We start from the raw sequence: 25,696 nt of genomic DNA, 5'->3' as shown, positions 1-25,696 counted from the left end.
AATCTCATGCATCTTCGTCCCATTCCCTGCGTGCTGGCCGCGCTGTTCGCGCCGTGCGCCATATCGCCCGTCCATGCCGACGACTTCCAGCTCCAGCGCGTGCTGGTCGAAGGCGCCCGCGCTTCCCAGCTGGGCGTCGCCGATTCGGCCGGCGCCGGCAGCGCTGGGGCCAAGGACCTGGCGGGCCGCATCGCCTACCGTCCCGGCGAGCTGCTCGAAGTCACGCCCGGCCTGATCGCCAGCCAGCACAGCGGCGAAGGCAAGGCCAACCAGTTCTACCTGCGCGGCTTCAACCTCGACCACGGCACCGACCTCGCGACCTGGGTCGACGGCATGCCGGTCAACCAGCGCAGCCACGCCCACGGCCAGGGCTGGACCGATCTGAACTTCCTGATCCCGGAACTTGTCGGCCGCCTCGATTACCGCAAGGGCCCGTACTCGGCGCGCGAAGGCGACTTCTCGTCGGCCGGCGTGGCGTCGCTTACCTATGCCAACCGGCTGGTGAAGGACATCGCCTCGGCCACCGTGGGCCAGGACGGCTACCGGCGCGCCATGATCGCCGGCTCGCCCGAACTGGCCGGCGGCAGCCTGCTGTACGCGCTGGAAGCGATGCACAACGACGGCCCATGGACGCGGCCGGACGACTACCGCAAGTTCAACGCCGTGCTGCGCTACAGCCGCGGCTTCGCCAACAACGGCTGGAGCGTCACTGCGATGGGCTATCGCGGCGACTGGGATTCGACCGACCAGATTCCGCTGCGCGCGCTGCGGGACGGCCGCATCGGGCGCTTCGACCTGGTCGACGACAGCGATGGCGGCGAGGCGCGCCGATTCAGCCTGTCGGGCATCTGGCGCCGCACCGGCGCCGACTCCGCCTCGAAGCTCAGCGCCTACGCGATCCGCAACCAGCTCGCGCTGTTCTCGAACTTCACTTATTTCCTGAACGATCCGGTCAACGGTGACCAGTTCGCCCAGCCCGATCGCCGCGTCACGACCGGCATCGACGCCACCCATACCTGGCATATGCACCGCACCGAGGAACTGTCGTCCGACCTGACGGTGGGCGCGCAGCTCCAGAACGACAATATCTTCAACGGCTTGTACGACACGCGCCGGCGCGAGCGCATCGCCACCACCCGCGAAGACCATATTGTCGAGACCAGCGGCGCCGTCTTCATCGAGAACGCCACCCGCTGGAGCGCTGCGCTGCGCACCGTCGCGGGTGTCCGCGCGAGCAACTACCGCTTCCGCGTCGATGGCGACCGGCTTGACAACGCCGGCAAGGCGCACGACACGCTGGTCACGCCGACCCTGAACATCGTCTACGGGCCGTGGGCGTCGACCGAGCTGTATGCCAACTATGGCCACGGCTTCCACAGCAACGATGCGCGCGGCACGGTGGCCAGCGTCGATCCGAAGACGCAGGGTGCAGTCGACCCGACCCCGGGCCTGGTCCGCTCGCGCGGGCTCGAATTCGGCGTGCGCACCGAAGCGATCCCGAAGATGCAGACCTCGCTGGCCGTGTACCGCCTCGACTTCGATTCCGAGCTGAGCTATATCGGCGACGCCGGCAATACCGAGGCGGGCGATCCGAGCCGCCGCTACGGCATCGAATTCTCGAACTACTACCGCCCGCTCAAGTGGCTGTCGATCGACCTCGACGCGGCCTGGGCCCGCGCCCGTTCGCGTGGAGAAACCCTCGACGGCGACCGGATTCCCGGCGCCATCGAGGGCGTGGCCCAACTGGGCGCGACGGTCGACCCGGCCGGCCCCTGGTCCGGCTCCCTGCGCCTGCGCTGGTTCGGCCCGCGCCCGCTCGTCGAGGACGACAGCGTGCGCTCGAACTCGAGCCTCACACTCAACGGCCGCATCGGCTACCGCCTCGCGAAAGACCTGCGCCTGGAACTGGAAGGCTTCAACCTCACCGACCGGCGCGCCTCGGCCATCGATTACTTCTACGAGTCGCAATTGCAGGGCGAAGCGGCGCCGGTGGCGGACGTGCACTTCCACCCGATCGAGCCGCGCTCGTTGCGCCTGACGCTGGTCAAGCAGTGGTGATGCAGAAGAGATAGCTCTCCGCCGGCATTGACTTTTGGTAACTAGCGGCATGTAATCACGGCTTTCATTCACAGGCTCGAGTAACCGACATGCCCCTGCGTTCCCTGCTTGCCATCGTTTGGATCAGCACCAGTATCTTCAGCATCTATATCGCCACTTTCTACGGCGGCGCGATCCTGGCCGGCACCCTCGAGAAGGACTGGAACGAGGTGCTGCCGCGGCTCTACGAGCCGGGCTCGATCGCCGCCGCCGCCATGATCGGGATGCACTTCCTTGCCGGCTCCAGCGTGCTGCTGCTCGGCCCCCTGCAATTCATCGCGGCCCTGCGCATGCGTCATCCGCGCCTGCACCGCTGGACTGGCCGCGTCTACGTCGTCTCGGCCCTGCTGGCCGGCATCGGCGGGCTGTCCTACCTGGCCCTGAAAGGTGCCGTGGGCGGCGTCGTGATGGAGATCGGCTTCGGCCTGTACGGCGTGCTGACCGTGGTCGCGGCCCTGCAGGCCTGGCGCCATGCGGTCGCGCGCCGCCTCGACCTGCACCGCGCCTGGGCGATCCGCCTGTTCGCGCTCGGCATCGGCTCCTGGCTGTACCGCATGTACTACGGCATCTGGCTCAAAGCCCTGGGCGGCGCCGGCCATACCAGTACCTTCGACGGGCCATTCGACATGACGATGAGTTTCTTCTTCTACCTGCCGAACCTGCTGGTAGCCGAATACTTCATCCGGCGCCATTCGCCGCCGGTGTTTTCGACGCCGCGCCGGATGCTCGGCCAGGCCGGCATCGTGGCGCTGGTGCTGGTGCTGGTGGCGGCGACCTGGCTGTTCGCCCATGCCTACTGGCTGCCGCACATCGGCCGCCGGCTGGCGCCGCTGTTCGCCTGATCCAGCCTATCTGCCATTCGACGAAGGCAGTCACCCGTAAAGACGAAAAGTGCTACGCTAACGGGATGACTACATTGCAAACGCAACTCCCCTATCTCGAACCGTCGCAGCTGACGGATGCACTACAGAGCAGCGGCTACGCCGTCCTGCGCCCAAGCGACGTCGCCCGCCTGGCCGGCTGCGGCATCGACGAACTCGACACACTCGTGCCGAGCTGGGACCGGCTCGAGCTGGACGAATACCTCAAGGATGGCGGCCGTTACCGCCGCCGCCGCCATTCCTGCTTCATCGACGACGCCGGCCAGCTGGCGCAGACGCCGCACCGCGCGCACTGGCAGCCGGTCGAGTACAACGCGCTGCACGGGGGCATGCACCGCCTGTTCGCGCCGATCGAAGCCGGCACCGTCGCCAACCCGGCCTGGGAACAGCTGCTGCGTGCGCTGGGCGGCGTTTGCTCGGCGGTCGCGGGCCAGCAGCGCTGGTTCGTCGAAGCGCACCAGTTCCGCATCGATACCGCCGACGGCATCGGCCGCCCCACGCCCGAAGGCGCGCATCGCGACGGCGTGAATTTCGTGGCCGTGATCCTGATCGGGCGCAAGGACATCAAGGGCGGCGAAACACGCGTCTTCGACGCCCACGGCACGGCCGGCCAGCGCTTCACCATGCTCGAACCCTGGACCCTGCTGCTGCTGGACGATGCGGCCGTGATCCACGAATCGACGCCCATCCAGCCGCTGGGCGGCCACGGGCACCGCGACACGCTGGTGCTGACCTGGCGCGCCAACGCCTTCCAGGGCGAAGACGCTTGACCAAGCTTGTACCGTCAAAAAAAAAAACGCCCGCGAACCTGTTGGTTGGCGGGCGGGAATCCAATTTTCGGAGAAAACTGGAGGAGACGGTTCTAATATATTCCTTTTTATTGTGCAGTGCAATACGGTAGAACTACTGTAGTTGTTTCAATAGAGGAAGCCCTCTAACCCGCCTCTTCCGCAAACCCGTTTGCGGCAGTGCGCAAATTCTTTTTTTCCGCACTTCCCACGATTTAGGCCATCCGTTCGGCCACTCTCCCGTTTTTTCGATGTTGCCGTTGTTTAACGGTGCATGGTGTGCGCTCCCGTTGTCCGTATCGTATTTGCTACACTTGTTCGATACCGCTAAAGATATAGACACCATGATAAAAATTCGACACCCGCGTGTCCTTGCCATTACCCTGGGGGCCGCCATGCTATGCGCCACGTTCGCGCTGGCCACCGCCAACCGCGCCGACGCCAAGGATGAAAAAGCGCCGCCCCGCCCGGCCCTGAGCGTCACCACCGCCCGCCCCGCCAGCACCAGCCTGCCGATCAATCTCACCGCGAACGGCAGCATCGCGGCCTGGCAGGAAGCCGTTATCGGCAGCGAATCGAACGGCCTGCGCCTGGCCGAGGTGCGGGTCAATGTCGGCGACGTGGTCAAGAAGGGGCAGGTGCTGGCGGTGTTCGCGGACGAGGCGGTGCGCGCCGACATCGAGGGCGCGCGCGCCGCAGTGCTCGAAGCCCAGGCCAATGCCCAGGAAGCGAAATCGAACGCCGAGCGCGCCCGCAGCCTCGCAAGCTCGGGCGCCATGAGCGCGCAGCAGGTCACCCAGTACGTCACCGGTGAACGCACGGCGGCGGCGCGGGTGCAGTCGGCCCAGGCCACGCTCACCCAGCAGCGGCTGCGCCTGAAGTACACGCAGGTAGTCGCGCCCGACAGCGGCGTGATTTCGGCGCGCAACGCCACCGTCGGCGCCGTGGTCGGCGTCGGCACGGAACTGTTCCGCATGATCCGCCAGGGCCGCCTGGAGTGGCGCGCCGAGGTCGTGGCGCAAGACCTGGGCCGCATCAAGCCCGGCGCCAGCGCGGTGGTGCGCGCCGCCAGCGGCGCGGAAATCGCCGGCAAAGTGCGCACCGTGGCGCCATCGGTCGATCCGCAGACCCGCGTCGCCCTGGTCTATGTCGACCTGCCACCGGCGCTGTCGAGCGACACGCCACTGAAGGCGGGCATGTTCGCCAGCGGCCGCTTCGAGCTGGGCAAGTCCAATGCCCTGACCGTGCCGCAGCAGGCGGTCGCCGTGCGCGACGGCTTCAGCTACGTGTTCCGCCTGAACCCCGACAGCCGCGTAAGCCAGGTCAAGGTGAACCTCGGGCGCCGCCTGGGCGAGCGGGTCGAAGTCGTCAGCGGCGTGAATGCCGATACGCCGATCGTGATCCAGGGCGCCGGCTTCCTCAACGATGGCGATCTGGTACGGAACATCGCCGCCTCACCTGTACCCGCGCCCGCGTCCGCGGCGCCACGGGCCACGGCAGCGCGCTGAGGGAAGCACGATGAACTTTTCCGCTCTCTCGATCCGCAACCCGATCCCGGCGATCATGCTGTTCGCCCTGCTCACCGTGGCCGGGCTGCTGGCCTTCAACGCCAGCAAGGTGCAGGACTTCCCGGACATCGAGCTGCCGATCGTGACCGTCACCGCGACCCTCGACGGCGCCGCCCCGGCGCAGCTCGAGACCGAGGTCGCGCGCAAGCTTGAAGACTCGATCGCCACCCTGCAAGGCATCAAGAACATCTATACCCGCGTGCTCGATGGCGTGGCCACCGTCACGGTCGAGTTCATCCTCGAGCGCGATCCGGCCGACGCCGTCAACGACGTGCGCGACGCCGTCTCGCGCGTGCGCGCCGACATGCCGGCCGAGCTGCGCGACCCCACGGTCACCAAGACCGCCACCGCCGGCCGCGTGGTCTCGACCTTCACCGTCGCCGCCGCGCCAGGCTCGAGCCTGGACGACCAGGACCTGAGCTGGTTCGTCGACAACGACGTCTCCAAGCGCCTGCTGAGCGTGCCCGGGCTGGGCGCCGTCAAGCGCGTGGGCGGCGTGACGCGCGAGGTGCGGGTCGAGCTCGACGACCAGCGCATGGCCGCCCTGCGCGTGTCGGCGCTGGACGTCTCGCGCCAGTTGCGCAACGTGCAGCGCGAGGCGCCCGGCGGACGCGGCGACGTGGCCGGCGTCGAGCAGTCGGTGCGCACCCTGGCCACGGTGCAGACGGCGCAGCAGCTGGCGGCGATGGACATTCCGCTGCCGGACGGCCGCCATGTGCGACTGGACCAGGTGGCGAACGTGATCGACACGGTCGAGGAACAGCGCGCGCTGGCCGAGCAGGATGGCCGCAAGGTGGTCGCCTTCGAAGTGTTCCGCACCCGCGGCGCCGGCGAGATCGATGTCGCCACCGGCGCGCGCGCCGCGATGGAGCAGCTCGGGAAGGAAAACCCGAAGCTGGTGATCAAGGAAGTGATCGACAACTCCTACTCGGTCGAGGAAAACTTCGACGCCTCGATGCACATGCTGTACGAAGGCGCGCTGCTGGCGGTGCTGGTGGTGTGGTGGTTCCTGCGCGACTGGCGCGCGACCCTGATCGCGGCCGCCGCCCTGCCGCTGTCGGTGATCCCGGCCTTCCTGGGCCAGTACCTGTTCGGCTACACGCTCAACATGGTCACCCTGCTGTCGCTGGCCCTGGTGGTCGGCGTGCTGGTCGACGACGCGATCGTCGAGATCGAGAACATCTCGCGCCACCTCCACATGGGCAAGACGCCGATGCAGGCCGCGCTGGAAGCGGCCGACGAGATCGGGATGGCGGTGATCGCCACCACCTTCGCCCTGGTCGCGGTGTTCTTGCCGACCGCCTTCATGGGCGGCATCCCCGGCAAATTCTTCAAGCAGTTCGGCTGGACCGCGGTGCTGGCCATCCTGGCCTCGCTGCTGGTGGCGCGCCTGTTGACGCCGATGATGTGCGCCTATTTGATGAAGGCGCCGAAGAACATCCACAGGGACGCGCAGGGCAATCCGCATGCGCCGCAGGACGGTCCGCTGATGCGCCGCTATCTCGCCGTCATGCAATGGTGCCTGCGCCGCCGCGGCCTGACCATGCTGGGCGCGGCCGTGTTTTTCGTGGGCTCGCTGGCCCTGGTGCCGCTGCTGCCGACCGGTTTCATGCCGCCGGCCGACCGCTCGCAGACCCAGGTCAATGTCGAACTGCCGCCGGGCTCCACCCTGGCCCAGACCCATGCGGTGGCCGAGCAGGTGCGCCAGCAGGTGATGGGAGTCACCGGCGTCACGAGCGTGTTCAGCTCGATCGGCGGCGGCTCCAGCGGCGACGCCTTCTCGCCCGGGGCGGCGGCCGAGGCGCGCCGCGCCGTGCTGACCATCGCCACCGTCCACCGCAGCGAGCGCGACATGAAGCTGGGCGTGATCGAGAACACCATCCGGCAAACGCTGGTGGACATCCCGGGCGCGCGCTTCACGGTCGGCGTGCCGGACGCCGGCACCAAGATGCAGCTGGTGCTGCGCAGCGACGACGCCCAGGCGCTCACCGCGGCGGCGCGCCAGGCCGAGCGCGAGCTGCGCACGCTCTCCGGCATCGGCAACGTCAGCTCCAGCGCGTCGCTGGTGCGCCCCGAGATCATCGTGCGGCCCGACTTCGCGCGCGCGGCCGACCTGGGCGTGACGGCGGCGGCCATCGGCGAGACGGTGCGCGTGGCCACCGCCGGCGACTACGAGCAATCGCTGGCCAAGATGAACCTGGACGAGCGCCAGGTGCCGATCCGGGTCAAGTTGCCGGACGCGGTGCGCGCCGACCTGGACGCCATCGGCCGCTTGACGGTGCCGGGCGCGAACGGCCCGGTGCTGCTGTCCACCGTCGCCGACATCACGATGGAGAGCGGCCCGGCCCAGATCGACCGCCTGAACCGCAGCCGCAATGTGACGCTCGACGTCGAGCTGTCGGGCCGCGCGCTGGGCGAAGTCAATGCCGAGGCGCGCGCGCTGCCGGTGTTCCAGTCGCTGCCGTCCTCGGTGACGATCGCGGAACTGGGCGACGCCCAGGAGATGCAGGCGCTGTTCAACAGCTTCGGCGTGGCGATGCTGATCGGCGTGCTGTGCATCTACGGCGTGCTGGTGCTGCTGTTCTCGGACTTCATGCAGCCGGTCACGATCCTGGCCGCGCTGCCACTGTCGATCGGCGGGGCGTTCGTCGCCCTTCTGCTCACCAGCAACGCGCTGTCGATGCCGACCATGATCGGCCTGATCATGCTGATGGGGATCGTGACCAAGAACTCGATCCTGCTGGTCGACTACGCGATCCTGGCGCGCGAGGCTGGGATGAACCGCTTCGACGCCCTGGTCGACGCCTGCCACAAACGCAGCCGCCCGATCGTGATGACCACCATCGCCATGGGCGCCGGCATGCTGCCGCTGGCGCTGGGCTTTTCGGGCGACCCGAGCTTCCGCTCGCCGATGGCGGTGGCCGTGATCGGCGGCCTGATCACCTCGACCTTGTTGAGCCTGCTGGTGGTGCCCGCCGTGTACACCTATATCGACGACCTGGAACACTGGCTCAAGCGCCACGGGCGCAGGCTGCGGCGCCAGCCCGCACCGGCCCCGGCGCCGGCCAAAACCGGGGAGACCAGCCCAGGCTAGGATTACAATAACGCCATGCGTATCCTCGTCGTCGAAGACAACCCCGATATCCTGGCCAACCTGTACGGTTTCCTGGAGCCCAAGGGCTATGCGGTCGACTCGGCCCGCACCGGCTACGCGGGGCTGGCCCTGGCTTCCGAGAACAGCTATGACGTCATGGTGCTCGACGTCATGCTGCCCGGCCTGAACGGCGTGGAGCTGTGCCAGAAGCTGCGCGCCGAGCTGCGCGTGGCGACCCCGGTGCTGATGCTGACCGCGCGCGACAGCCTGGCCGACAAGGCCGCCGGCTTCGACGCCGGCGCCGACGACTACCTGGTCAAGCCGTTCTCGATGGCCGAACTCGACATGCGCCTGCGCGCGCTGGTGCGCCGCGCCGAAGGCCGGCAAGCCGTGGGCAGCGAGCTGCGCTTCGGCAGCATCGTGTTCGATCCTGACCTGCAGGAAGCCTCGCGCGACGGCGTGCGCATCACGCTCACCAAGACCGGCTACGTCCTGCTGCGCTGCCTCCTGGGCGCGGCTCCACGCATCGTCACCCGCGAGACGCTGGAGCAGGCGCTGTGGGGCGACCACCGTCCCGAAAGCGACGCCCTGCGCACGCATATCCACGCGCTGCGCCATGCGCTCGACAAGCCGTTCGGGCAACCGATGCTGCACACCATCGCCGGCGTCGGCTACCGCATCGCGCTGCCGGATGCCGCCGCCTCCGCCACCACGCATGCTGCGGACTGATTCGCTCAAGCGCGGCATCACCGCCGCCTTCGTCCTGTTCGGGGTGGTGCTGTCGCTGCTGGTCGCCATGCTGACCGCGCTGGCGATCGAAGGCATCGAGGTGCACCTGGTCGACAACCGCCTGTCCGAGGTCGCCACCTGGGCCCTGCCGCGGCGCGCGGCCGGCCTGGAGACCGACCTCCCGGCCGGCGTCCGCTTCCACCTGGGCGACGAGATCCCGCCGCGCCTGCGCGGCCTGGCACCGGGCATCTCCGACATCGAACTCGATGGCAAGGGCTTGCAGGTCCTGGCCGGCAGCAGCGCCGGACAACCGTATGTGGTGGTCGACTACGAGAGCGACTACGAGCAGGTCGAGCTGGTGGTGTACTCGATGTTCGGCGGCTTCTTCGTCGTCTTCGCCCTGCTGGCCGCCGGCCTGGGCGGCTACGTCGGGCGCCGCATCGTGATCCCGATGCGCGAGCTGGCCGACGCCGTGACGCTGGGAGCGTCGCCGCTGCCGCACGCCAGCCGCGAGGACGAGCTGGGCGTGCTGGCGCGCGCGCTCGACGCCCATACCTCGCAGCTGCGCGCCTTTCTCGACCGCGAGCGTTTTTTTACCGGCGACGTGAGCCACGAACTGCGCACCCCGCTCACCGTCATCATGGGCGCGGCCGAGATCCTGCTGCAGGACGACACCCGTCCCGCCCTGCGCGCGCCCGCCGCCCGCATCTACCGCGCGGCGCAAGAGGCGACCGAATGCGTCACCGTCCTGCTGTTGCTGGCGCGGGCGCCTGACGTTGGCGAAGCCGCGCCGGTCTCGGTGAGCGCGATCGCGCGTCGCGAGACCGAGCGCCACCAGGCCATGTTGGCTGGCAAGCCGGTGGTGCTGCGCTGCGTGGGCGAGGCCGAGGTCGTGGTGCGCGCGCCGCCCGAGTTGTGCACCTCGATCGTCGGCAATCTGGTGCGCAACGCCTGCCAGTACACGGAAAGCGGCGCAGTCACCGTGTCGCTCACGCCGCGGCGGGTGATCGTCGAGGACACCGGCCCCGGCCTGCCGGACGCGGTGCGCCAGGTGCTGGGCCAGGCCGAGCGCGCGGCGCCGTCCAGCGGTTCGGCCGGCACCGGCCTGGGCCTGTCGCTGGTGACGCGCATCTGCGAATACCTTGGCGCCACCCTCGCCTACGAACCCTGCCCCCAGGGCGGCAGCCGTTTCACCATTACTTTTCCGGCTTAGTCCGGCACACGGTAGCGCTGCTCGCGGTACAGCAGCGACGGCAGCATGACGTGCGCCATCGCCCGGTCGACCTTGTCCTGGGCCGGCTGCGCGCGGCCGGGATCGAAGGCGCCGCTGGCGCCATCGTAGCGCGCCGCCAGCGGCGCCTGTCCCGGCCGCAGCACGGTCGCGTTCGCGCCTTCGAGGTAGGCGAAATAGTCGTTGAACTGGATCAGCGCGCGGCCCGGCGTGGAGGCATCCTTCACCAGGTCGCGCCCGATCATCGGGTGGGTGCTGGACACGCCCAGCAGCGACAGCAAGGTGGGGCCAAGGTCGACCTGGCTGGCGATCGTGGCGATGCGCTTCGGTTCGATGTCGGCGCCCAGGATCAGGCCGGGAATGTGGAATTTCTTGATCGGCACCAGGCTGTCGCCATAGACGCGGTTGTCATGGTCGGCCACGATCAGGAACACGGTATCCTTCCAGTAGGCCTGCTGTTTCGCTGCGCGGATGAAGTTGCCTAGCGCGTGGTCGGCATACTTGACCGCATTGTTCACGGTCTGCTTGTCGGGGTCGTGCAGTTCGATCTTGCCGTCGGGGAATTCAAACGGCGCGTGATTCGAGGACGTGAAGATCAGGCTGAAGAACGGCTTATCTTGTTCATGCAGTTTTTTCAGGCGCTCGAGCGACTTGTCGAACAGGTCTTCGTCCGAGGCGCCCCAGCTGCCGACGAACGCCGGCTTCATGTCGCCGATGTCGACGATGTTCTGGAAGCCGTTACCGGTGAAGAAACTGCGCATATTGTCGAAGTGGGCTTCACCGCCATACACGAACTCGGTGTGATAGCCCTGGCGGCCGAGGCCATCGGCCAGCGTGTAGAAATTCTGCTGCGACAGCGATAGTTTCACCGTGCTGCGCGCCGGCGTCGGCGCGTAGCCGGCCACCACCGCCTCGATGCCACGCACCGAGCGGGTGCCGGTGGCATATAGCTGCTCGAACCACCAGCCTTGGTCCTTCAGCTTTTCCAGTTCCGGCGTCACCGGCAGGCCGCCCAGCGACTTCACGAAGGTGGCACCCATGCTCTCTTGCAACACGATGACGAGGTTGAGTGGCCGGCTGCGCTGGACCGCTGCCTGCTGGTAATGCAGCGTTGGCAATTCTGGATTGGGGAAAGCGTAATCGCGCAGCCACGGCGCCGCCTTCACCTCGGCCAGCACCCGCTCGCGCGGGAAGTCGCCGTAGATCTCGGACGACTTCGCCTCGTTGCCCATCGAGCGGATCGCATCCAGCACCGACCAGGCCGAGTTGATGACGAGGGAATTGACCATCGCATCACCGGTCAGGGCGAACATGGCCGGGTTGGCCGGACGGTGGCCGGTGGTCGAGCGGATCTGCACGAACACCAGCAGGCACAGGACGGGCCAGACCAGCAGCAGCTTGCGGCTGGGCCACATCGTCATGCCGGCCGCCGCTCTTTTCAGCTGGCGAACCAGCGCAATCCCGAGAATGACGGTCAGCGCGCAGCCCAGCAGCAGCGCGCTACGAAAGCCATACCACAGCGTCGAAAATACTTCTTGCGGATAACCGAGGTATTCGATGAACAGGCGATTCGGCCGCGCATCGTATTGCATGAGGAACTGGGGTGACGCGATTTCCATGAACACGATGAAGATCAGCGCACAGCCCGTCCACCCCACGCTGACCGTGCGCCACAGGCGTGCGCTGCGGGCATGCGCCAGCAGCGGCGCCAGCAGCAGCGGAACGGCGATGAAGTAACCGAGCAGGATCAAGTCGGCGCGTACGCCTTGCAGCAGGATCTCGGGCACGACGCCCGTGGCCGCCACGCGCGGCCATTGCCAGGCAACCAGTGCAAATCTGAAGCTGGACAGGAGAATGAGGCCGATGAACAGCAACCGGACCAGTGGCGCGAAAGGGCCGGCCCAGCCGAAATAGCGCGCCGGCAAGACAGCCCGAATCGGTGACGCCGTCGCGCCGTCACTGATGCTTTTGGGCAGATGAAGTTTCTCGATGTTCATGCTATGCATGCTAGGTCGCATGCCGTCATCGAGATGTTAACGGGGCGTTAAGGAAGCGTTAAAACGGCGGGCTATTCACGGCGAGGATGGAAAAAAGCCCGGCCAGCAAGCGCCGGCCGGGCTGTTCAAGAAGCGCCTGGAGGCGCGCATCCTGGCGACAGGATCAGTCGCGGTAATCGCGGTAGCTGCGATAGTCGCTGCGGTCGCTCGAGCCACCCAGCAGCTTGGCCAGGATGAAGCCCACGCCCACCGCGGCCAGCAGTGCGCTGCCAGGGTTGTTCTTGACGTATTCCTTGCCCTGGGCCGACAGGTCCGAGCACTTCTCGCTCAGCTGGCTCGAACCGCCACCCAGTTTCTCTTGAGCCGAGCTCAGCAGGCCGGTGACCTTGTCGACGCCGGCGTGGGCGCGCGAAGCCAGGTTGTCGACCACGGGCTGGGCGGCCTGCGCTGCCTTGTCGATGCCTGCGTGCACCTTGTCTGGCGAGATCGACGAGATCGCGGCCTTGATGCCGCCGACCGTCGATTGATCGCCGTTCGAGGAGTCCGACGACGAAGCCGAGGACGATGGGGTCGACGACGAGGACGATGGGGTCGACGAAGAAGACGACGGGGTCGACGACGACGATGGGGTCGACGACTGGCTCGACGACGAAGCGCCCAGGCCGCTGTTACCCAGCGAGCCGGTGCTGCCAGCTGCCGAGCTCAGGTTCGAAGACGACGACGACTGCGACGATGGCGAGCCGATCGACGAACCCGACGAACCCGACGACGACGCGCCGGTGCTGCCCATATTGCCGCTCGACGAGGCGCTTTGCTGGTTCGACGTCGACGGCGACGAGCTGGTGCTGCTCAGGTTCGACGACGCGCTCTGCTGGCTGCCCGACGATGCGGTGGCGCCCTTGTTCAGGTTGGAATCCTGGCTCTTGCCGATGTTCGAACCGGCCTTGTTGGCGTCGATGCCTTTGCCTTCGTTAGACTTTTGATTATCCATGATGTATCCCTCATAAAATGTGTGACCAACGCGGAGTAGACCGATATTCGACTATCACCACATTCTTCCTTGAATCAGTCCGATACAAACGCGGGAACGAAAGCTGCCTGCGGTACATCAATCGCTCGGTGGAGCGGCCTTCCAGGGCTTCGTCACGAGCGCAGTATCGAACCATCTGCGTCGCAATACAAAAAATACAATAGACCAGCAATAAGAGACCGTGCGCTGACTAACAGAGCCATTCCATCCGTCTAAAAAGCTGCTTTTTATCAAGTGGCGACCAATGAAAGCCCGTTGGCGAGTAACATACGGGGTTTCGCCCGAAGCAGGCGTCCGGTACGACATCACATGGCAGTAGATCACCTTCCAGGCAAGCGCCTGCCGCCGCGCCAGGCCCTGCCGGCGCCGAACGACGCGGCATCCAGACGGCAGGAAGAGGCCGAGAAAGCAGCACGCGTGCGTGGCGTGGCGTCGATCGCGGCGATGCGGGAAGCCATCCGGCAGGGGGCGCGCCAGCTTCCCCCGTTCACCGCCGTGCCCCGCCTGGCCAGGCTCGATGCGGCCGGTTTCCGGGCGCGGGCGGCGGCCGGCATGCCCTTCCTGGTCACCGGCATCGTCAAGCGCTGGCCCCTGGCCGACCTCGGCCCGCACGACCTGCGCGCGCAGTTCGGCCACCTGCCGGTGCGGGCGCGCGTCGGCGACTACGTCAATACGGCGTTCGCGCCGGACCGCGCCATGCAGGACATGCTGCTGCGCGACTACCTCGACCTGACGCCGCCGGATGCAGCATCCGGCCTGCCGCCCTACGTCGGCAACCTGTCCCTGCGCGAACTGAACCGCCTATGCCATTGGCCGACCTGGTTCGACAAGATGGGCCCGCCCCGCTTCTGGATCGGCCCGGCGCGCACGGTGACGCCGCTGCACTGCGACTACGACGACAATATCTTTGCCCAGCTGTGGGGCAGGAAGCGTATCTTCCTGGCGCCGCCGCACCACGACGCCTTCTTGTATACCCGTGAGGCCAATCCGCTGCTGTTCGGCTCTCCGGTCGACCCGGAGGCGCCCGACTTCGACGCCTATCCGCTGGCGCGCCAGGCGGCGCTGGTCGAATTCATCGTGGAGCCGGGCGATATGCTGTACGTACCGGCCGGCTGGTACCACCAGGTGCGGGCGCTGAGTTTTTCGCTGTCGTCCAACCGCTGGGCGCGCGGCCAGCCGCTGGCGCTGGGCGCGTAGGCTACGCGGCGCGGCCCTACGCGGCCCGGCGCTCTTCCTCGACCGCGGGCGTGGCGCCGCCGGCATCGTCCGGCGACAGGAATTGGGTCGACGGCCGGCCATCGGCATTATGCTGCACGATGCGGCGCGGGCGGCCCTGGGCGTCGAGCCAGACCTGGCCGATGCCGGCGCCGTTCCACAGGCGCTCCCCGCTCGTGCGCTGGTCGGGCAGGCGCGGGCTCAGGGCCAGGTCGCGGCGCTTGGTGAACCAGTTCAGCGGCGAGCGCGGCGAATACAGCCAGCGGTTCAGGCGATCGAGCCAGTCGAGCAGGCGCCGCGGGAATTCGTTCTTGATGCCGCTGCTGGTGATCTGCCAGACGTGCTGGGGACGATCGGATGCACGCACTACCACGTCGTAGACAAAGGAATAATGCACATCGCCCGACAGGACGACGTAGTTTCCCGGGGTGCGCGAGTGGCGGAAAATATTGAGCATGCTGCTGGCCGCGCCACGGTGCGCCATCCAGTTCTCGGCGTCGACCGTCAGCGCCAGGCCGACGAAGGTGGCGATGCGCTGCACGACTTCGATCAGCTTGACCCCGAACATCGGCGCCGCCGAGACGATCACGGCCGCCGTTTCATCGAGCAGCTCGTGCTGCAACTCGGTCAGCGATTCCCAGTCCATCAATCCCGACGGGTGGCTCGGCGTGCGCCGGTTGCGCCAGCGCCGGGTGCGCGTGTCGAGCACGATGATGGCCGGCTGGGTGCGCAGCATGTAGTCCCATTTGCGAAACGCCAGCAATTGCCGGATCAGCGCGTCCTGGGGGCCGGGCTCCAGGCGCCCCCTGGCATCCGGCGTTGCACTGAGGGCGACCATGGCATCGAGTGCGTCCTGGAAGACGTCGGGCCGGTTGCCCCAGCCCTGGCACAGCAGATAGGCGATCAGCGCATTGCCCACGATGCGGCGCGAGAACGGGTGGCCGTAGGCGGTGGCTTCCCACTTGGCCGACAGGTTCCAGTCATCGGTGATGTCGTGGTCGTCGAAGATCATCAGGGTCTGCACGTGCGCCAGCAGGCGCGATGCCTGCGGCAGCTCGTCGCAAAATCCGCGCAGGGCCGCGCCTTCGCGGCGCCAGCGTTCGACATGCTTTGGGGTCAAGGGCGGCATGGCCGGCTCACCCACGATCCGCCACGGCACCGGCGACCAGGCCAGCAGGTACATCGCCATCACCTCGGCCAGCGTCACCAGGTGGTTGTGGGCGTTGGCGGTGGTGAAGATCGGCTTTTCGGAACCGCCGAAGAAGCGGTCGCGCAGGTCGTCGTTCGATTTGAAGGCGGGCAGCAGGTTCTCGCGGCAGTAGTAGCCGGCCGGATGCGCGTACAAGGCCTCGCTGTCGGCCACCACCGCGCCTTCCAGGCACTCGCCGTACAGGCCGAGGCGTTCGATGAGCGCATGGATTGCCGCCAGCATCGGGCCGGCCACGTCGTCGGCATAAATCTGGTCGCCGCACAGCATGAGCATCGCGGGCCGTTCCCCGGCCTCCTCGATCTGGTCGGCCAACAGGGCGTCGGCGCGCGCCAGGCCGTCGGGCGAGCGGTGGTGCGGCTTGCGGCAGGAACCGTAGAGGATGTTGTCCATGCGGCTGCGCAGCACGAAGCTGGGCCGCGCTTGTCCCGCGTGGAGCAGGTGCGGCGCCCACTGTCTTATGCCGGCGCCGTCCTGGTCGACCAGGTCGTACCCGACCAGCGTATCCTGCGGCAGCGGCTCGTCGAGGGCGATGTCGATCAGGTGGAGGTATGCATGCGTACCGACGCGTACGACGCGGCGGCAGGCGTCGTCGAGCCGCAGCTGGCGCGGGGCGGCCCCGTGCGGGACGAGTTCCAGGGTCAGGTCCAGCTCGGCGCTGCCGGCGAGCCACAGCACCAGACGGCCCGGTTCGAGGCGGCGCAGGATCGGGCCGGCCAGCACCAGGGGAAGGTCAGCGGAAGGTGGGGTCTGGATCAACGCGGCACGGTAGTCTAGGGAACAGGACGACCGAGTGTAGCAGATGACCTGCGTTCAACCGCGCGCGATCACGAGCAGGCCGACCACGATGAAACCGCATCCGGCCAGCTTGGCCGGCGTGAGCGCTTCCTGCAAAAACAGCCATCCCAGAAGCAGCGCGATCACCACGCTGCCCTTGTCGATCAGGGCGACCGTGGACACCTGCCCTTCCTTGATCGCCTTGTAATAGAAGATCCAGGACAAGGCGGTGGCCACCGCCGATCCGGCCAGCCAGGCGAGATTGGCCCGGGTGAGGGACTGCACCTCGCGCACCGGCACCACGGCAGCGGTGAACAGCAGCACGAACACGAACACGAAGCAGGTGCGCACCGCCATCCCGAGGTCGCCCGAGATGCCGGTCAGTCCCGGCTTGGCGATGACGGCCGTGACACCGGCGAACAGCATCGACAAGAAGGCGTACAAGACCCAGCGTTCCATACGAGGCCCCGGTTCAGTAATAGACGCAGATACGCTGGCCGTCGATCTCGTGCACCCGGATGTCGAGCTGGTACAGGTCGCGCAGCACCTCAGGTTGGATCAGCTCTTGCGGCGTGCCGTGGTAAGCGACCCGGCCGCCGCGCATGGCGACGATGCGGTCGGCGTAGCACGAGGCGAAGTTGATGTCGTGCAGGACCAGGATCACGGTCTTGCCCAGTTCGCGCGACGTGCGGCGCAGCAGCGCCATCATGTCGACCGCGTGGCGCATGTCGAGATTGTTGAGCGGCTCGTCGAGCAGCACGTAGTCGGTGTCCTGGCACAGCACCATGGCCACGAAAGCGCGCTGGCGCTGGCCGCCCGAGAGCTGGTCGAGGTAGCGGTCGGCCAGCTCCGACAGGCCCAGGTAGCCGAGCGCGCGCCCGACATGGGCCGCATCCTCGACCGTGGGCCGGCCCTGCGTGTGCGGGTAGCGGCCGAAGGCGACCAGGTCGCGCACCGTGAGGCGCATCGGCAGGTGGTTGTCCTGGCGCAGGATGGCCAGGCGCTTGGCCAGCTCCTGGCTATCGCCTTTCACCACGTCGATGCCGTCGACCAGCACCCGTCCCGCGCTCATCGGCAGCAGTCGGCTGATCATCGACAGCACGGTCGACTTGCCGGCGCCGTTCGGGCCGATGATGGCGGTGACGCCGCCGGCCGGCAGGGTGAGCGTCACGTCGTCGACGACGACCGTGTCGGCATAGCGTTTGCTGATATTGGAAATCTCGATCATGCTCGGTACTCTCTAGTGCGACTGCTTGCGGGTGATCAGGAACAGGAACAGCAGGCCGCCGACAAACTCGATGACGACGCTGACAGTGGCATTCAGTTCGAGCACGCGCTCGAGCAGCACCTGGCCACCGACCAGGAACACCACGCCCCACAGCACGGCCATCGGCAGCAGGTATCTGTGCTTGCTGGAACCGGCCGTCACATACGCCAGGTTGCTCACCAACAGGCCGAAGAAGGTGACCGGGCCGACCAGGGCGGTCGACACCGACACCATCACCGCGATCAGGGCCAGGGTGAACATCACCGTCCGGCGGTAGTCGATACCGAGGTTCATGGCGATCTCGCGGCCCAGCATCAGGACGTCGTACCGGCGGCGCAGGCGCCAGGCCGCGATCGAGGCCAGGCCGATCGCCACCGCCGCCACCCACAGCAGGCCGGTCTGGATGGCGTTGAACGACGCGAACATGCGGTCTTGCAGCACCATGAACTCGTTGGGATCGATCAGGCGCATTACGAAGCTCGACAGGCTGCGAAACAGCAGGCCGAACACGATCCCGGCCAGCAGCATCAGGTGCAGGCTGTGCGCCGCACCGTTGAACAGCGCGCGAAACAGCAGGCAGGCGAAGCCCGTCATCAAGACCACCTCGACCGCGAAGCGCAGGTTCGGGTTGCCGGTCTCGGTCAGCGGATCGATGCCGAGGGTGAAGATGATCACCGCCTGGATCAACAGGTACAGGGCGTCGAAGCCCATGATCGACGGCGTCAGGATGCGGTTGTGGGTGATCGTCTGGAACAGCACCGACGACACCGCGATCGCATACGCCACCAGCAGCATGGCCGCCAGCTTGGCGCCGCGAAACGGCAGCACGAAGTCCCAGTTGCCACCGGCGCCGATCAGCATGAAGGCGGCGACGACCGACAGCGCCAGGCCCGCCAGCAGGACCAGGCGCGCTTTTGGGTTCAAATCAAGCGTCACGTGAACGACCTCGCAGCAACAGGAACAGGAACAGCGCGCCGCCAATGATGCCGACCACGGTGCCGATCGGGATCTCGTAGGGATACACGACCAGGCGGCCAATGATGTCGCAGGCCAGCACGAACAGGCCGCCGAGCAGCGCGACCCAGGGCACCGAGCGGCGCATATTGTCGCCGAACAGGATGCTGACCACGTTCGGCACGATCAGGCCCAGGAAGGGAATGCTGCCGGCCGTGACCACCACCACCGCCGAAATCGCCGACACGATCAGGAGCCCCTGGAAAGTCAGGCGCTTGTAGTTCAGGCCCAGGTTGGTCGTGAACTGCTGGCCCATGCCGGCGACTGTAAACCGGTCGGCCGCGACCCAGGCCGCGAAGGCCAGCACGGCGCCGATCCACAGCAGCTCGTAGCGCCCGCGCAGCACGCCCGAGAAATCGCCGACGGTCCAGGCGTGCAGCGTCTGCAGCATGTCGTGGCGGAAGGCGAAGAAGGTCGTCACCGCCTGGATCACGCCGCCCAGGATCAGGCCGACCAGCGGCACCAGGTAGGGCGAGCGCATGGGAATGCGGCGCAACAGGCCCAGGAACAGGAAGGTGCCGGCCATCGCGAAGGCGGCCGCCACCAGCATCTTGCCGAAGACGGGTGTATCGGGCGCCAGCAGCGCCAGCACCAGTACGCCCAGGGTGGCCGCCTCGATGGTGCCGGCGGTCGACGGCTCGACGAAGCGGTTGCGCACCAGCATCTGCATGATGAGGCCCGCGACGGCGAGGGACATCCCGGCCAGCAGCAGGGCCAGGGTACGCGGCAGGCGGCTGACGACCAGCAGCTGCCAGGCTTCGGATTGCGTGCCCGCCAGCAGGCCGGCGAAGCTGAAATCGCCGGCGCCGATGGCCACGCTCAACGCAACCAGCGCCGCCGTCAGTAATAACGGCAGCGCCAGCCAGGCGTGCGAAATGTGACGAGGGGCACGCGCATCGGCGCGGTCCCCCGCTTGGCGCATCATGGCGCCCCGCCGCAGAGCGGCGGCATGGCGACGACCATCGGTATCAGCGTCCCGCGGCGCCCAGTGCGCGCGACAGCTGGTCGACGTTTTCCTGCAGCGCGGTGATGCCGGCGCCGCCCAGGGTGTACCAGTTCAGGCCATCGAGGTAGACCACGCGCTTGTTCTTCCAGGCGTTCGACTGGCGCACCAGTTCGTTGTCCAGGAATTTCGCGGCGGCCGTGCCTTCGCGGCCGATGGCGGCGTCGCGGTCGATCACGAACAGCCAGTCGGGATTGGTCTTCTGGATGAATTCGAAGGAAATCGCCTGGCCGTGGTTCGAGGTGTCGAGCTTGGCCACCGCCGGCTTGATGCCGAAGGTGTCGTGCAGGACGCCGAAGCGCGAACCCGGACCGTAGGCGCTCATCTTGCCGCCGGTGGTGAGCACGATCAGGCCGGTGCCGGCCGTTGCCGCCTGTTTTTTCAGGGCGGCGATCGAGCTGTCGAGCTTGTCGTTCAGCTGCTTGGCGCGCGCCTGCTTGCCGAACAGGCCGGCAAGCGTGTTGACGTTGTTCTTGGCGCTGGCGACCAGGTTGGTGCGGTCCGGGGTCAGGTCGATGGTCGGCGCGATCTTGGCCAGTTGCGCGTACTTGGCCTGCGAACGGCCGCCGACGATGATCAGGTCGGGCTTGGCGCCGTGGATTTTTTCATAATCCGGCTCGAACATGGTGCCCATCCTGGGGGCGCTGTTGTAGCGAGCCAGGTGACGCGGCAGCGGACGCGCGGTGGTGCTCATGGTCGGCACGCCGGCCACGTTCACGTCCAGCGCCGACAGATTGTCGAGCGTGGTGGCGTCGAGCACGATCACCTTCTTCGGGTTGGCCGGGACGGCGGTAGTGCCGCTGGCGTGCTTGATCTGCACGGTGCTCTGGGCTTGCGCGGGCAAGGCGCCGAAGGCCAGCGCGGCGCCAACCGCCAGCACTGCGCGGCGGCCCTGGAAGATGTTCTTGATGGTCATGTCGGTATTCCTGTCTCGTTCAACAAATTCGTGGGAATGGCCGGGCGCTGGCCCGGCCTGCAACGCTTCAGAAGCGGGTCGTGACGCCCAGCCACAGGCGGCGGCCGTCGCCGACCGTGTTGTAGGTCAGCTCGTCGAGGCGCTTGTCGCCGACGTTGAACAACGCGGCCTTGATGGCGACGCTGCGGCTCCAGTCGTAGGTCATGCCGATGTCGCCGATCGTGTAGTCGCCGTATTCCTTGGCGCCGTTCGGCAGGGTCACGCCGTTGCTGCCCGAGCGCGCGGCGGCGTTGATTTCCTTGCCGTTATAGGTAACCGAGGCCCACAGGTCGAATGCGCCGGTCACGTTCCAGTCGGCGCGCAGCGTGCCGCGGTGCTTCGGGGTGCGGGTCAGCGCGTAGCCGTCGTAGGCGCCGCCCTTCTGCTCCGAATCGGTATAGGTGTAGTTCGACTTGAACGCCAGGGTGCGCACCGGCTGCCAGGTCAGGCCCAGCTCCAGGCCCTGGATCGTGGCGTCGTCGATGTTGTAGCTGTACCAGAGGCGGTAGTTCGGGTCTTCCGACCAGCGCGCGATCGAACCGTCGTCGTTGTAGATCAGCGCATTGGCCACCTTGTCCTTGAAGTCGGTGTAGAACAGCGTCGCATTCGCCTGGATGCCGGCCTTGTTGTTGTAGTGCGCGGAGAGCTCGTAGCTGGTGCTGGTCTCGGCCTTCAGGTCCGGATCGCCGATGATCACGCCGCAGGTGCCGGTCGGGCCATAGGTGCAGCCGCCGCCGCCGGTGGTGTAGGCGTATCCCGGCGCGATATTGCGGATTTCCGGCGCGCGGAAGCCGCGCGAGATGCCGCCCTTGAGCGTGACCGCATCGCTGGCATGCCATACCGCATACAGGCGCGGCGACCAGTGGTTGCCGTAGATTTCATGGTCGTCGGCGCGCAGGCCGGCGGTCAGGGCCAGGGATTCGGTGATGCTCCATTCGTCTTCGGCGAACAGCGCTTTCTGGATGATGCTGAAGTGCTCGTCCACTCCGGTGCGGCGGCCGGGATTCTGGTCGGTCAATTCGCCGCGGTTGTATTGGCCGCCGACCACCAGGAAGTGCTCGCCCAGGCGGGCGTTGAGCTTTGCGTCCAGCACCGTGTTCTTGATTTCCGGCGCGCGCTCGTTGCGGATGTAGTCGCCCGCGCGGTCTTGCGTGTAGGTCTCGCGCCGGCCCTTTTCCTGGGTCAGTGCGACCTGCGAGGTGGCCCAGCCCCAGCGGCCGTTGTGCGACAGCGACCAGTGGTCGCGGCTGTGCTCCTGGCGCGCGTTCGATGCGGTCGGCGCCAGCACGCGGCCGGCCGAGCTGTTGCGTTCGAGTTCACTGGTGCCACCCTCGAGCAGCACATCGTGGTGGGAGTTCGGGGTCCAGGCCAGGCGTGCGGTCAGGTCGCGGTCCTTGGCGCCGTTGAAGCCGTTCAGGATCTCATCCTCGGTGCGCTTGTTCTGCTTGCCCCACAGTTGCAGGCCGACGACGTTGCTGGCGAGGGGGCCGTTCAGGAAGAACTGGCCCTGGGTCGAGTTACCCGAGTCGCTGTGTTCCTGCAGGGTGCCGTCGAAGCCGAGCGAACCGCCCCAGGCCTTGGCGACCTTGCGCGTGATGATGTTGATCACGCCGCCCATGGCGTCGGAACCGTACAGCGACGACATCGGGCCGCGCACGACTTCGATGCGCTCGATCGCTTCCAGTGGCGGAATGAAGCTCTGCTCGTAGCCGGCGTTGCCGTTGGTGCGCGCGTCGCGCGTCGACTGGCGCTTGCCGTCGACCAGGATCAGGGTGTATTGACCAGGCAGGCCGCGAATCAGGATATCCTGTTCATTGGCGACACCGGTGACGGTCACGCCCTGGACGTCGCGCAGCGCATCCGTCAGGTCGCGGAACGGACGCTTTTCCAGGTCTTCGCGGGTGATCACGGTGATGCTGGCGGGAGCGTCGGTGGCCGACTGCTCGAAACCGGCGGCGGTCACCACGACGGTCGGCATGGTGCCCGATGCGCCGGCGGCTTGCGGGTTGAATGCAGGCGCCTCAAGCGCCGCATGGGCGCTCATGGTCAAGGCGCCGTGGAGTGCTGCCGCCATGGTCGTGCGTTTGAACCATGCCTTTGTCGTGTGCTGCATACGCTGTCGTTTTCTCTATCGTTCGAAATTACTTGATGCGGCGATCACCTATTGCCAGGAAGGCTCGCTGCGAATGATAATGATTATCATATGCAATCAATCGTCAAAAAGTTTGTCAAGTTGTGGCAACCCTTGATCGTTCAGCAATGAATCCAGTCTCCGCTTCCCCTTCCCGCATCCTCGTGGTCGACGACCACGCCGACATTCGCGACCCCCTCGCCGCCTTCCTGCGCCGCCATGACCTGGAGGTGCTGACCGCCGCCGATGCCGCCGCAGCGCGCGCCCTGCTGCGCCAGCACCGGATCGACCTGGTGGTGCTCGACATCATGCTGCCGGGCGAAGACGGCCTGTCGCTGTGCCGCCACCTGGCCGAGACCAGCAGCACGCCGGTGATCCTGTTGACCGCGTTGGCCGGCCAGGACGAGCGCGTGGCCGGGCTCGAGATCGGTGCCGACGATTACGTCACCAAGCCCTTCGATCCACGCGAACTGGTGGCGCGCATCAAGGGCATGCTGCGGCGCCTGGGCCGCGCCGCGACCGGCTGGCACGGCCGCCGCTACGCCTTCGGCGACTGGACCCTGGACATGGCCAGGCGCGAGCTGCGCGATGCGGGCGGCGAGCCGGTGGCCCTGAGCACGTCGGAATTTCGCCTGCTGGCGGCGCTGGTCGAACGCGCCGGCAAGGTGCTCAGCCGCGACGAGCTGCTCGACCTGACGCGCGACGGCGAGGTGCAGAACTTCGACCGCAGCATCGACAGCCAGGTGAGCCGCCTGCGCAAGAAACTGGAAAGCGATCCGCGCCGGCCACGCCTGCTCAAGACCTCGTGGGGCGACGGCTATGTGTTCACGGCCGACGTCAAGCCGCTGCCTGCGGTGCGCTGATGCGCCTGCTCCCGAAGACCATGGGCGGCCAGCTGGTCGCCACGATGCTGCTGGCGGTGCTGCTGGCGCACGCCGCCGCCATCATTGTGCGCCAGCTGACGCCGGACGCCATGCATCCGCTCGCGGCGCGCTATATGCTTGACCGCATGGCCGGCATCTACCAGTCGCTGCGCCTGGCGCCGGACCAGGGAGAAGAGATGCTGGCGGCGATCGGCTCGCCGACCACGCGCTTCTGGCTGGCCACCGGCGCCAGCGCCGGCAGCCCGGCGATGAACGAGTCCGAGCGCAAGCAGGCCAAGGCGCTTGCAGAGCGCCTGCCGGGCGCGCCTGCGCCGCGCAGCTGGGTGCAGCTGACCGACCACGCGCCGGGCGCCGACGGCGTGCGCCAGCCGGGCATGCTGGCTTCGGTCGAGCTGCCGGACGGACGCTGGCTGGTGGGCTATCACGAGTCGCCCGGCGCCAGCCCCTGGTGGCGGCCCTTGCACTTCTCGGTCCCGGTGAGCACCCTGCCGGTGCTGCTGGTGGCGCTGCCGTTCATCGGCCGCATCTTGCGTCCGATCCGCGCCCTGGAGCGCGCCGCCGAGAGGTTCAGCCGCGGCGAGCATGACGGGCCGCTGCCGGTGACCGGCCCACGCGAGGCGCGCGAGCTGACAGCCGCCTTCAACACGATGGCCGAGCGCCAGCAGCGCTTCAACGAAGACCGCACGCGCATGCTGGCGGCGATCAGCCACGACCTGCGCACGCCGATCACCTCCTTGCGGGTGCGGGTGGAACTGATCGACGACCCCGCGCTGCGCGCCGCGATGATCCGCACGCTCGAGACGATGGGCCTGATGGTCGAGCAGACCTTGCGCTTCGCCGCCGAGGAATGCGTCGGCGAACCTTCGCAAGACATCGACCTGGCTGCGTTGATGCGCGAGCTGGCCGCGGAACTGGCGCGCCCCGGCAAAAGCATCGGCTACGCCGGCCCGGCGAGCCTGCCCTACCGCTGCCGCCCGGTCGCGCTGCGCCGCGCCCTCGGCAACCTCGCCGAAAACGCGATCCGCCACGGCGCCGAGGTAACGCTCTACGCCAGCGCTCCTGGAGACAACGACGACGACAGCGATGTGATCCTGGCCGTGATCGACAATGGCCCCGGCATTCCCGAGGCCGAACTGGACCGCGTCTTCGAACCCTTCGCCCGCCTTGACAACGCCCGCTGCCGCGACACCAGCGACAACAATGGCCATGGCAGCGCAGGCGGCAGCGGCGTAGGCCTCGGCCTGTCCATCGCCCGCTCCTGCGTCGAAGCCCACGGCGGCTCCCTCACCCTCGCCAACACGCCCCCCGGCCTCACCGCCACCATCGCCCTCCCCACCTGACCCTCAATGAAAAGCCCCAATTAGGGTCAGAGTAGAATTATTAAGCAATTTCTCTACTGTTCCCACAAATAGGGTCAGAGTAAAATTAATAGCCAAGATCTTGTGCGCAACGCTAAAAAATTTCATGTTCATGCGCGTAGTTTTAAAAGAAATTGCAAAACAATTCTACTCTGACCCTCATTATTTTTTGGGTGGAACTGCTGCTTGCAGAATATTCCTGTCCCGTAGAGGAAATTTCGTTTTCGCGCAAAAATCCACTTCTCGATTTTATTACTCCTGGCAATTTTTGACATCTTAAATAATGAGGGTCAGAGTAGAATTATCGAGCAATTTCTCATTAAACCAAATTAATCGGGGACAGAGTCAGCCCGCTAGGGAAGCGCTGATTTATTCGCCACTAACCGCTCCGGCGACGCTGCCCGTCTGAGATAATTTCGCTTCCCCCAACACCGCCCTATCGATCATGCAGAAGAGCTTCTCCGACCTCG

General features: G+C 66.9%; 19 protein-coding genes. 10 read left to right on the top strand and 9 right to left on the bottom strand.

Annotated features, from left to right (window positions below; genetic code table 11):
- Window positions 1–6: 6 nt before the first annotated feature.
- From AC56KW_RS17345 to AC56KW_RS17315, 7 genes are all read left to right on the top strand, one after another.
- Window positions 7–2,058: a TonB-dependent receptor gene (locus tag AC56KW_RS17345; protein ID WP_497171925.1), complete on the top strand. Its 2,052-nt coding sequence runs from the start codon at window positions 7–9 to the stop codon at window positions 2,056–2,058.
- 89 nt (window positions 2,059–2,147) lie between these two features.
- Window positions 2,148–2,939 carry a DUF2306 domain-containing protein gene (locus AC56KW_RS17340; protein WP_497171924.1) on the top strand — a complete coding sequence of 264 codons (792 nt, stop codon included), beginning with the start codon at window positions 2,148–2,150 and terminating at the stop codon, window positions 2,937–2,939.
- Window positions 2,940–3,004: 65 nt separating this feature from the next.
- Window positions 3,005–3,748, top strand: coding sequence for a 2OG-Fe dioxygenase family protein (locus tag AC56KW_RS17335; protein WP_497171923.1), 744 nt, complete (start codon window positions 3,005–3,007; stop codon window positions 3,746–3,748).
- A gap of 362 nt (window positions 3,749–4,110) precedes the next feature.
- The gene (locus tag AC56KW_RS17330) at window positions 4,111–5,274 is read left to right on the top strand and encodes an efflux RND transporter periplasmic adaptor subunit (RefSeq protein WP_497171922.1); all 1,164 of its coding nucleotides are present in this window, start codon (window positions 4,111–4,113) and stop codon (window positions 5,272–5,274) included.
- Window positions 5,275–5,284: 10 nt separating this feature from the next.
- Entirely contained in the window at window positions 5,285–8,428 is a 3,144-nt protein-coding gene (locus AC56KW_RS17325) for an efflux RND transporter permease subunit (protein WP_497171921.1), read from the top strand.
- Between the two features lie 15 nt (window positions 8,429–8,443).
- Window positions 8,444–9,157, top strand: a complete 714-nt coding sequence (locus AC56KW_RS17320; RefSeq protein WP_497171920.1) for a response regulator transcription factor — start codon at window positions 8,444–8,446, stop codon at window positions 9,155–9,157.
- A complete protein-coding gene (locus tag AC56KW_RS17315; protein WP_497171919.1) occupies window positions 9,144–10,370 on the top strand; it encodes a sensor histidine kinase in 1,227 nt (408 codons plus the stop codon). Before AC56KW_RS17320 ends, AC56KW_RS17315 begins: the two co-directional genes overlap by 14 nt.
- Here the strand turns inward: AC56KW_RS17315 and AC56KW_RS17310 are convergent.
- Together AC56KW_RS17310 and AC56KW_RS17305 are read right to left on the bottom strand one after the other, a co-directional pair.
- Entirely contained in the window at window positions 10,367–12,394 is a 2,028-nt protein-coding gene (locus AC56KW_RS17310) for an LTA synthase family protein (protein ID WP_497171918.1), read from the bottom strand. The two genes, AC56KW_RS17315 and AC56KW_RS17310, sit on opposite strands and share 4 nt — an antisense overlap.
- Before the next feature lie 154 nt (window positions 12,395–12,548).
- A complete protein-coding gene (locus AC56KW_RS17305; RefSeq protein WP_497171917.1) occupies window positions 12,549–13,376 on the bottom strand; it encodes an ElaB/YgaM/YqjD family protein in 828 nt (275 codons plus the stop codon).
- Between the two features lie 348 nt (window positions 13,377–13,724).
- Between AC56KW_RS17305 and AC56KW_RS17300 the strand changes: the two genes are divergently transcribed.
- Window positions 13,725–14,612: a cupin-like domain-containing protein gene (locus AC56KW_RS17300; RefSeq protein WP_497171916.1), complete on the top strand. Its 888-nt coding sequence runs from the start codon at window positions 13,725–13,727 to the stop codon at window positions 14,610–14,612.
- 16 nt (window positions 14,613–14,628) lie between these two features.
- Here AC56KW_RS17300 and AC56KW_RS17295 read toward each other — a convergent pair whose 3' ends face one another.
- The 7 genes from AC56KW_RS17295 to AC56KW_RS17265 all read right to left on the bottom strand — a co-directional run bounded on the left by AC56KW_RS17295 (window position 14,629) and on the right by AC56KW_RS17265 (window position 22,927).
- Window positions 14,629–16,560 (bottom strand): metallophosphoesterase family protein, encoded by a 1,932-nt coding sequence (locus AC56KW_RS17295; RefSeq protein WP_497172041.1) that lies wholly within the window; start codon window positions 16,558–16,560, stop codon window positions 14,629–14,631.
- 90 nt (window positions 16,561–16,650) lie between these two features.
- On the bottom strand, window positions 16,651–17,073 hold the full coding sequence (locus tag AC56KW_RS17290; protein WP_497171915.1) for an EamA family transporter: 423 nt from the start codon (window positions 17,071–17,073) through the stop codon (window positions 16,651–16,653).
- A 13-nt stretch (window positions 17,074–17,086) separates the two neighbouring features.
- On the bottom strand, window positions 17,087–17,842 hold the full coding sequence (locus AC56KW_RS17285; RefSeq protein WP_497171914.1) for an iron ABC transporter ATP-binding protein: 756 nt from the start codon (window positions 17,840–17,842) through the stop codon (window positions 17,087–17,089).
- Between the two features lie 12 nt (window positions 17,843–17,854).
- Window positions 17,855–18,817, bottom strand: a complete 963-nt coding sequence (locus AC56KW_RS17280) for an iron chelate uptake ABC transporter family permease subunit (protein WP_497171913.1) — start codon at window positions 18,815–18,817, stop codon at window positions 17,855–17,857.
- Window positions 18,807–19,817, bottom strand: a complete 1,011-nt coding sequence (locus AC56KW_RS17275) for an ABC transporter permease (RefSeq protein WP_497172040.1) — start codon at window positions 19,815–19,817, stop codon at window positions 18,807–18,809. Before AC56KW_RS17275 ends, AC56KW_RS17280 begins: the two co-directional genes overlap by 11 nt.
- Before the next feature lie 46 nt (window positions 19,818–19,863).
- On the bottom strand, window positions 19,864–20,814 hold the full coding sequence (locus AC56KW_RS17270) for a siderophore ABC transporter substrate-binding protein (protein ID WP_497171912.1): 951 nt from the start codon (window positions 20,812–20,814) through the stop codon (window positions 19,864–19,866).
- Window positions 20,815–20,881: 67 nt separating this feature from the next.
- Entirely contained in the window at window positions 20,882–22,927 is a 2,046-nt protein-coding gene (locus AC56KW_RS17265; protein WP_497171911.1) for a TonB-dependent receptor domain-containing protein, read from the bottom strand.
- A gap of 185 nt (window positions 22,928–23,112) precedes the next feature.
- Between AC56KW_RS17265 and AC56KW_RS17260 the strand changes: the two genes are divergently transcribed.
- Together AC56KW_RS17260 and AC56KW_RS17255 are read left to right on the top strand one after the other, a co-directional pair.
- Window positions 23,113–23,847 carry a response regulator gene (locus AC56KW_RS17260; RefSeq protein ID WP_497171910.1) on the top strand — a complete coding sequence of 245 codons (735 nt, stop codon included), beginning with the start codon at window positions 23,113–23,115 and terminating at the stop codon, window positions 23,845–23,847.
- Window positions 23,847–25,208 carry an ATP-binding protein gene (locus tag AC56KW_RS17255; RefSeq protein WP_497171909.1) on the top strand — a complete coding sequence of 454 codons (1,362 nt, stop codon included), beginning with the start codon at window positions 23,847–23,849 and terminating at the stop codon, window positions 25,206–25,208. The genes AC56KW_RS17260 and AC56KW_RS17255 overlap by 1 nt, the downstream gene beginning before the upstream one ends.
- Window positions 25,209–25,696 lie beyond the last annotated feature (488 nt).

This window comes from Telluria sp. RT2P19, assembly GCF_059685725.1.
Note: the sequence above shows the minus strand (reverse complement) of the source record. Positions and strands in the feature narration are given on the sequence as shown.

Coding starts and splice junctions, on each gene's coding strand:
- AC56KW_RS17345 (WP_497171925.1), top strand. CDS start 7: ATGCATCTTCGTCCCATTCCCTGCGTGCTGGCCGCGCTGTTCGCGCCG.
- AC56KW_RS17340 (WP_497171924.1), top strand. CDS start 2,148: ATGCCCCTGCGTTCCCTGCTTGCCATCGTTTGGATCAGCACCAGTATC.
- AC56KW_RS17335 (WP_497171923.1), top strand. CDS start 3,005: ATGACTACATTGCAAACGCAACTCCCCTATCTCGAACCGTCGCAGCTG.
- AC56KW_RS17330 (WP_497171922.1), top strand. CDS start 4,111: ATGATAAAAATTCGACACCCGCGTGTCCTTGCCATTACCCTGGGGGCC.
- AC56KW_RS17325 (WP_497171921.1), top strand. CDS start 5,285: ATGAACTTTTCCGCTCTCTCGATCCGCAACCCGATCCCGGCGATCATG.
- AC56KW_RS17320 (WP_497171920.1), top strand. CDS start 8,444: ATGCGTATCCTCGTCGTCGAAGACAACCCCGATATCCTGGCCAACCTG.
- AC56KW_RS17315 (WP_497171919.1), top strand. CDS start 9,144: ATGCTGCGGACTGATTCGCTCAAGCGCGGCATCACCGCCGCCTTCGTC.
- AC56KW_RS17310 (WP_497171918.1), bottom strand. CDS start 12,394: ATGCATAGCATGAACATCGAGAAACTTCATCTGCCCAAAAGCATCAGT.
- AC56KW_RS17305 (WP_497171917.1), bottom strand. CDS start 13,376: ATGGATAATCAAAAGTCTAACGAAGGCAAAGGCATCGACGCCAACAAG.
- AC56KW_RS17300 (WP_497171916.1), top strand. CDS start 13,725: ATGGCAGTAGATCACCTTCCAGGCAAGCGCCTGCCGCCGCGCCAGGCC.
- AC56KW_RS17290 (WP_497171915.1), bottom strand. CDS start 17,073: ATGGAACGCTGGGTCTTGTACGCCTTCTTGTCGATGCTGTTCGCCGGT.
- AC56KW_RS17285 (WP_497171914.1), bottom strand. CDS start 17,842: ATGATCGAGATTTCCAATATCAGCAAACGCTATGCCGACACGGTCGTC.
- AC56KW_RS17275 (WP_497172040.1), bottom strand. CDS start 19,817: ATGCGCCAAGCGGGGGACCGCGCCGATGCGCGTGCCCCTCGTCACATT.
- AC56KW_RS17270 (WP_497171912.1), bottom strand. CDS start 20,814: ATGACCATCAAGAACATCTTCCAGGGCCGCCGCGCAGTGCTGGCGGTT.
- AC56KW_RS17265 (WP_497171911.1), bottom strand. CDS start 22,927: ATGGCGGCAGCACTCCACGGCGCCTTGACCATGAGCGCCCATGCGGCG.
- AC56KW_RS17260 (WP_497171910.1), top strand. CDS start 23,113: ATGAATCCAGTCTCCGCTTCCCCTTCCCGCATCCTCGTGGTCGACGAC.
- AC56KW_RS17255 (WP_497171909.1), top strand. CDS start 23,847: ATGCGCCTGCTCCCGAAGACCATGGGCGGCCAGCTGGTCGCCACGATG.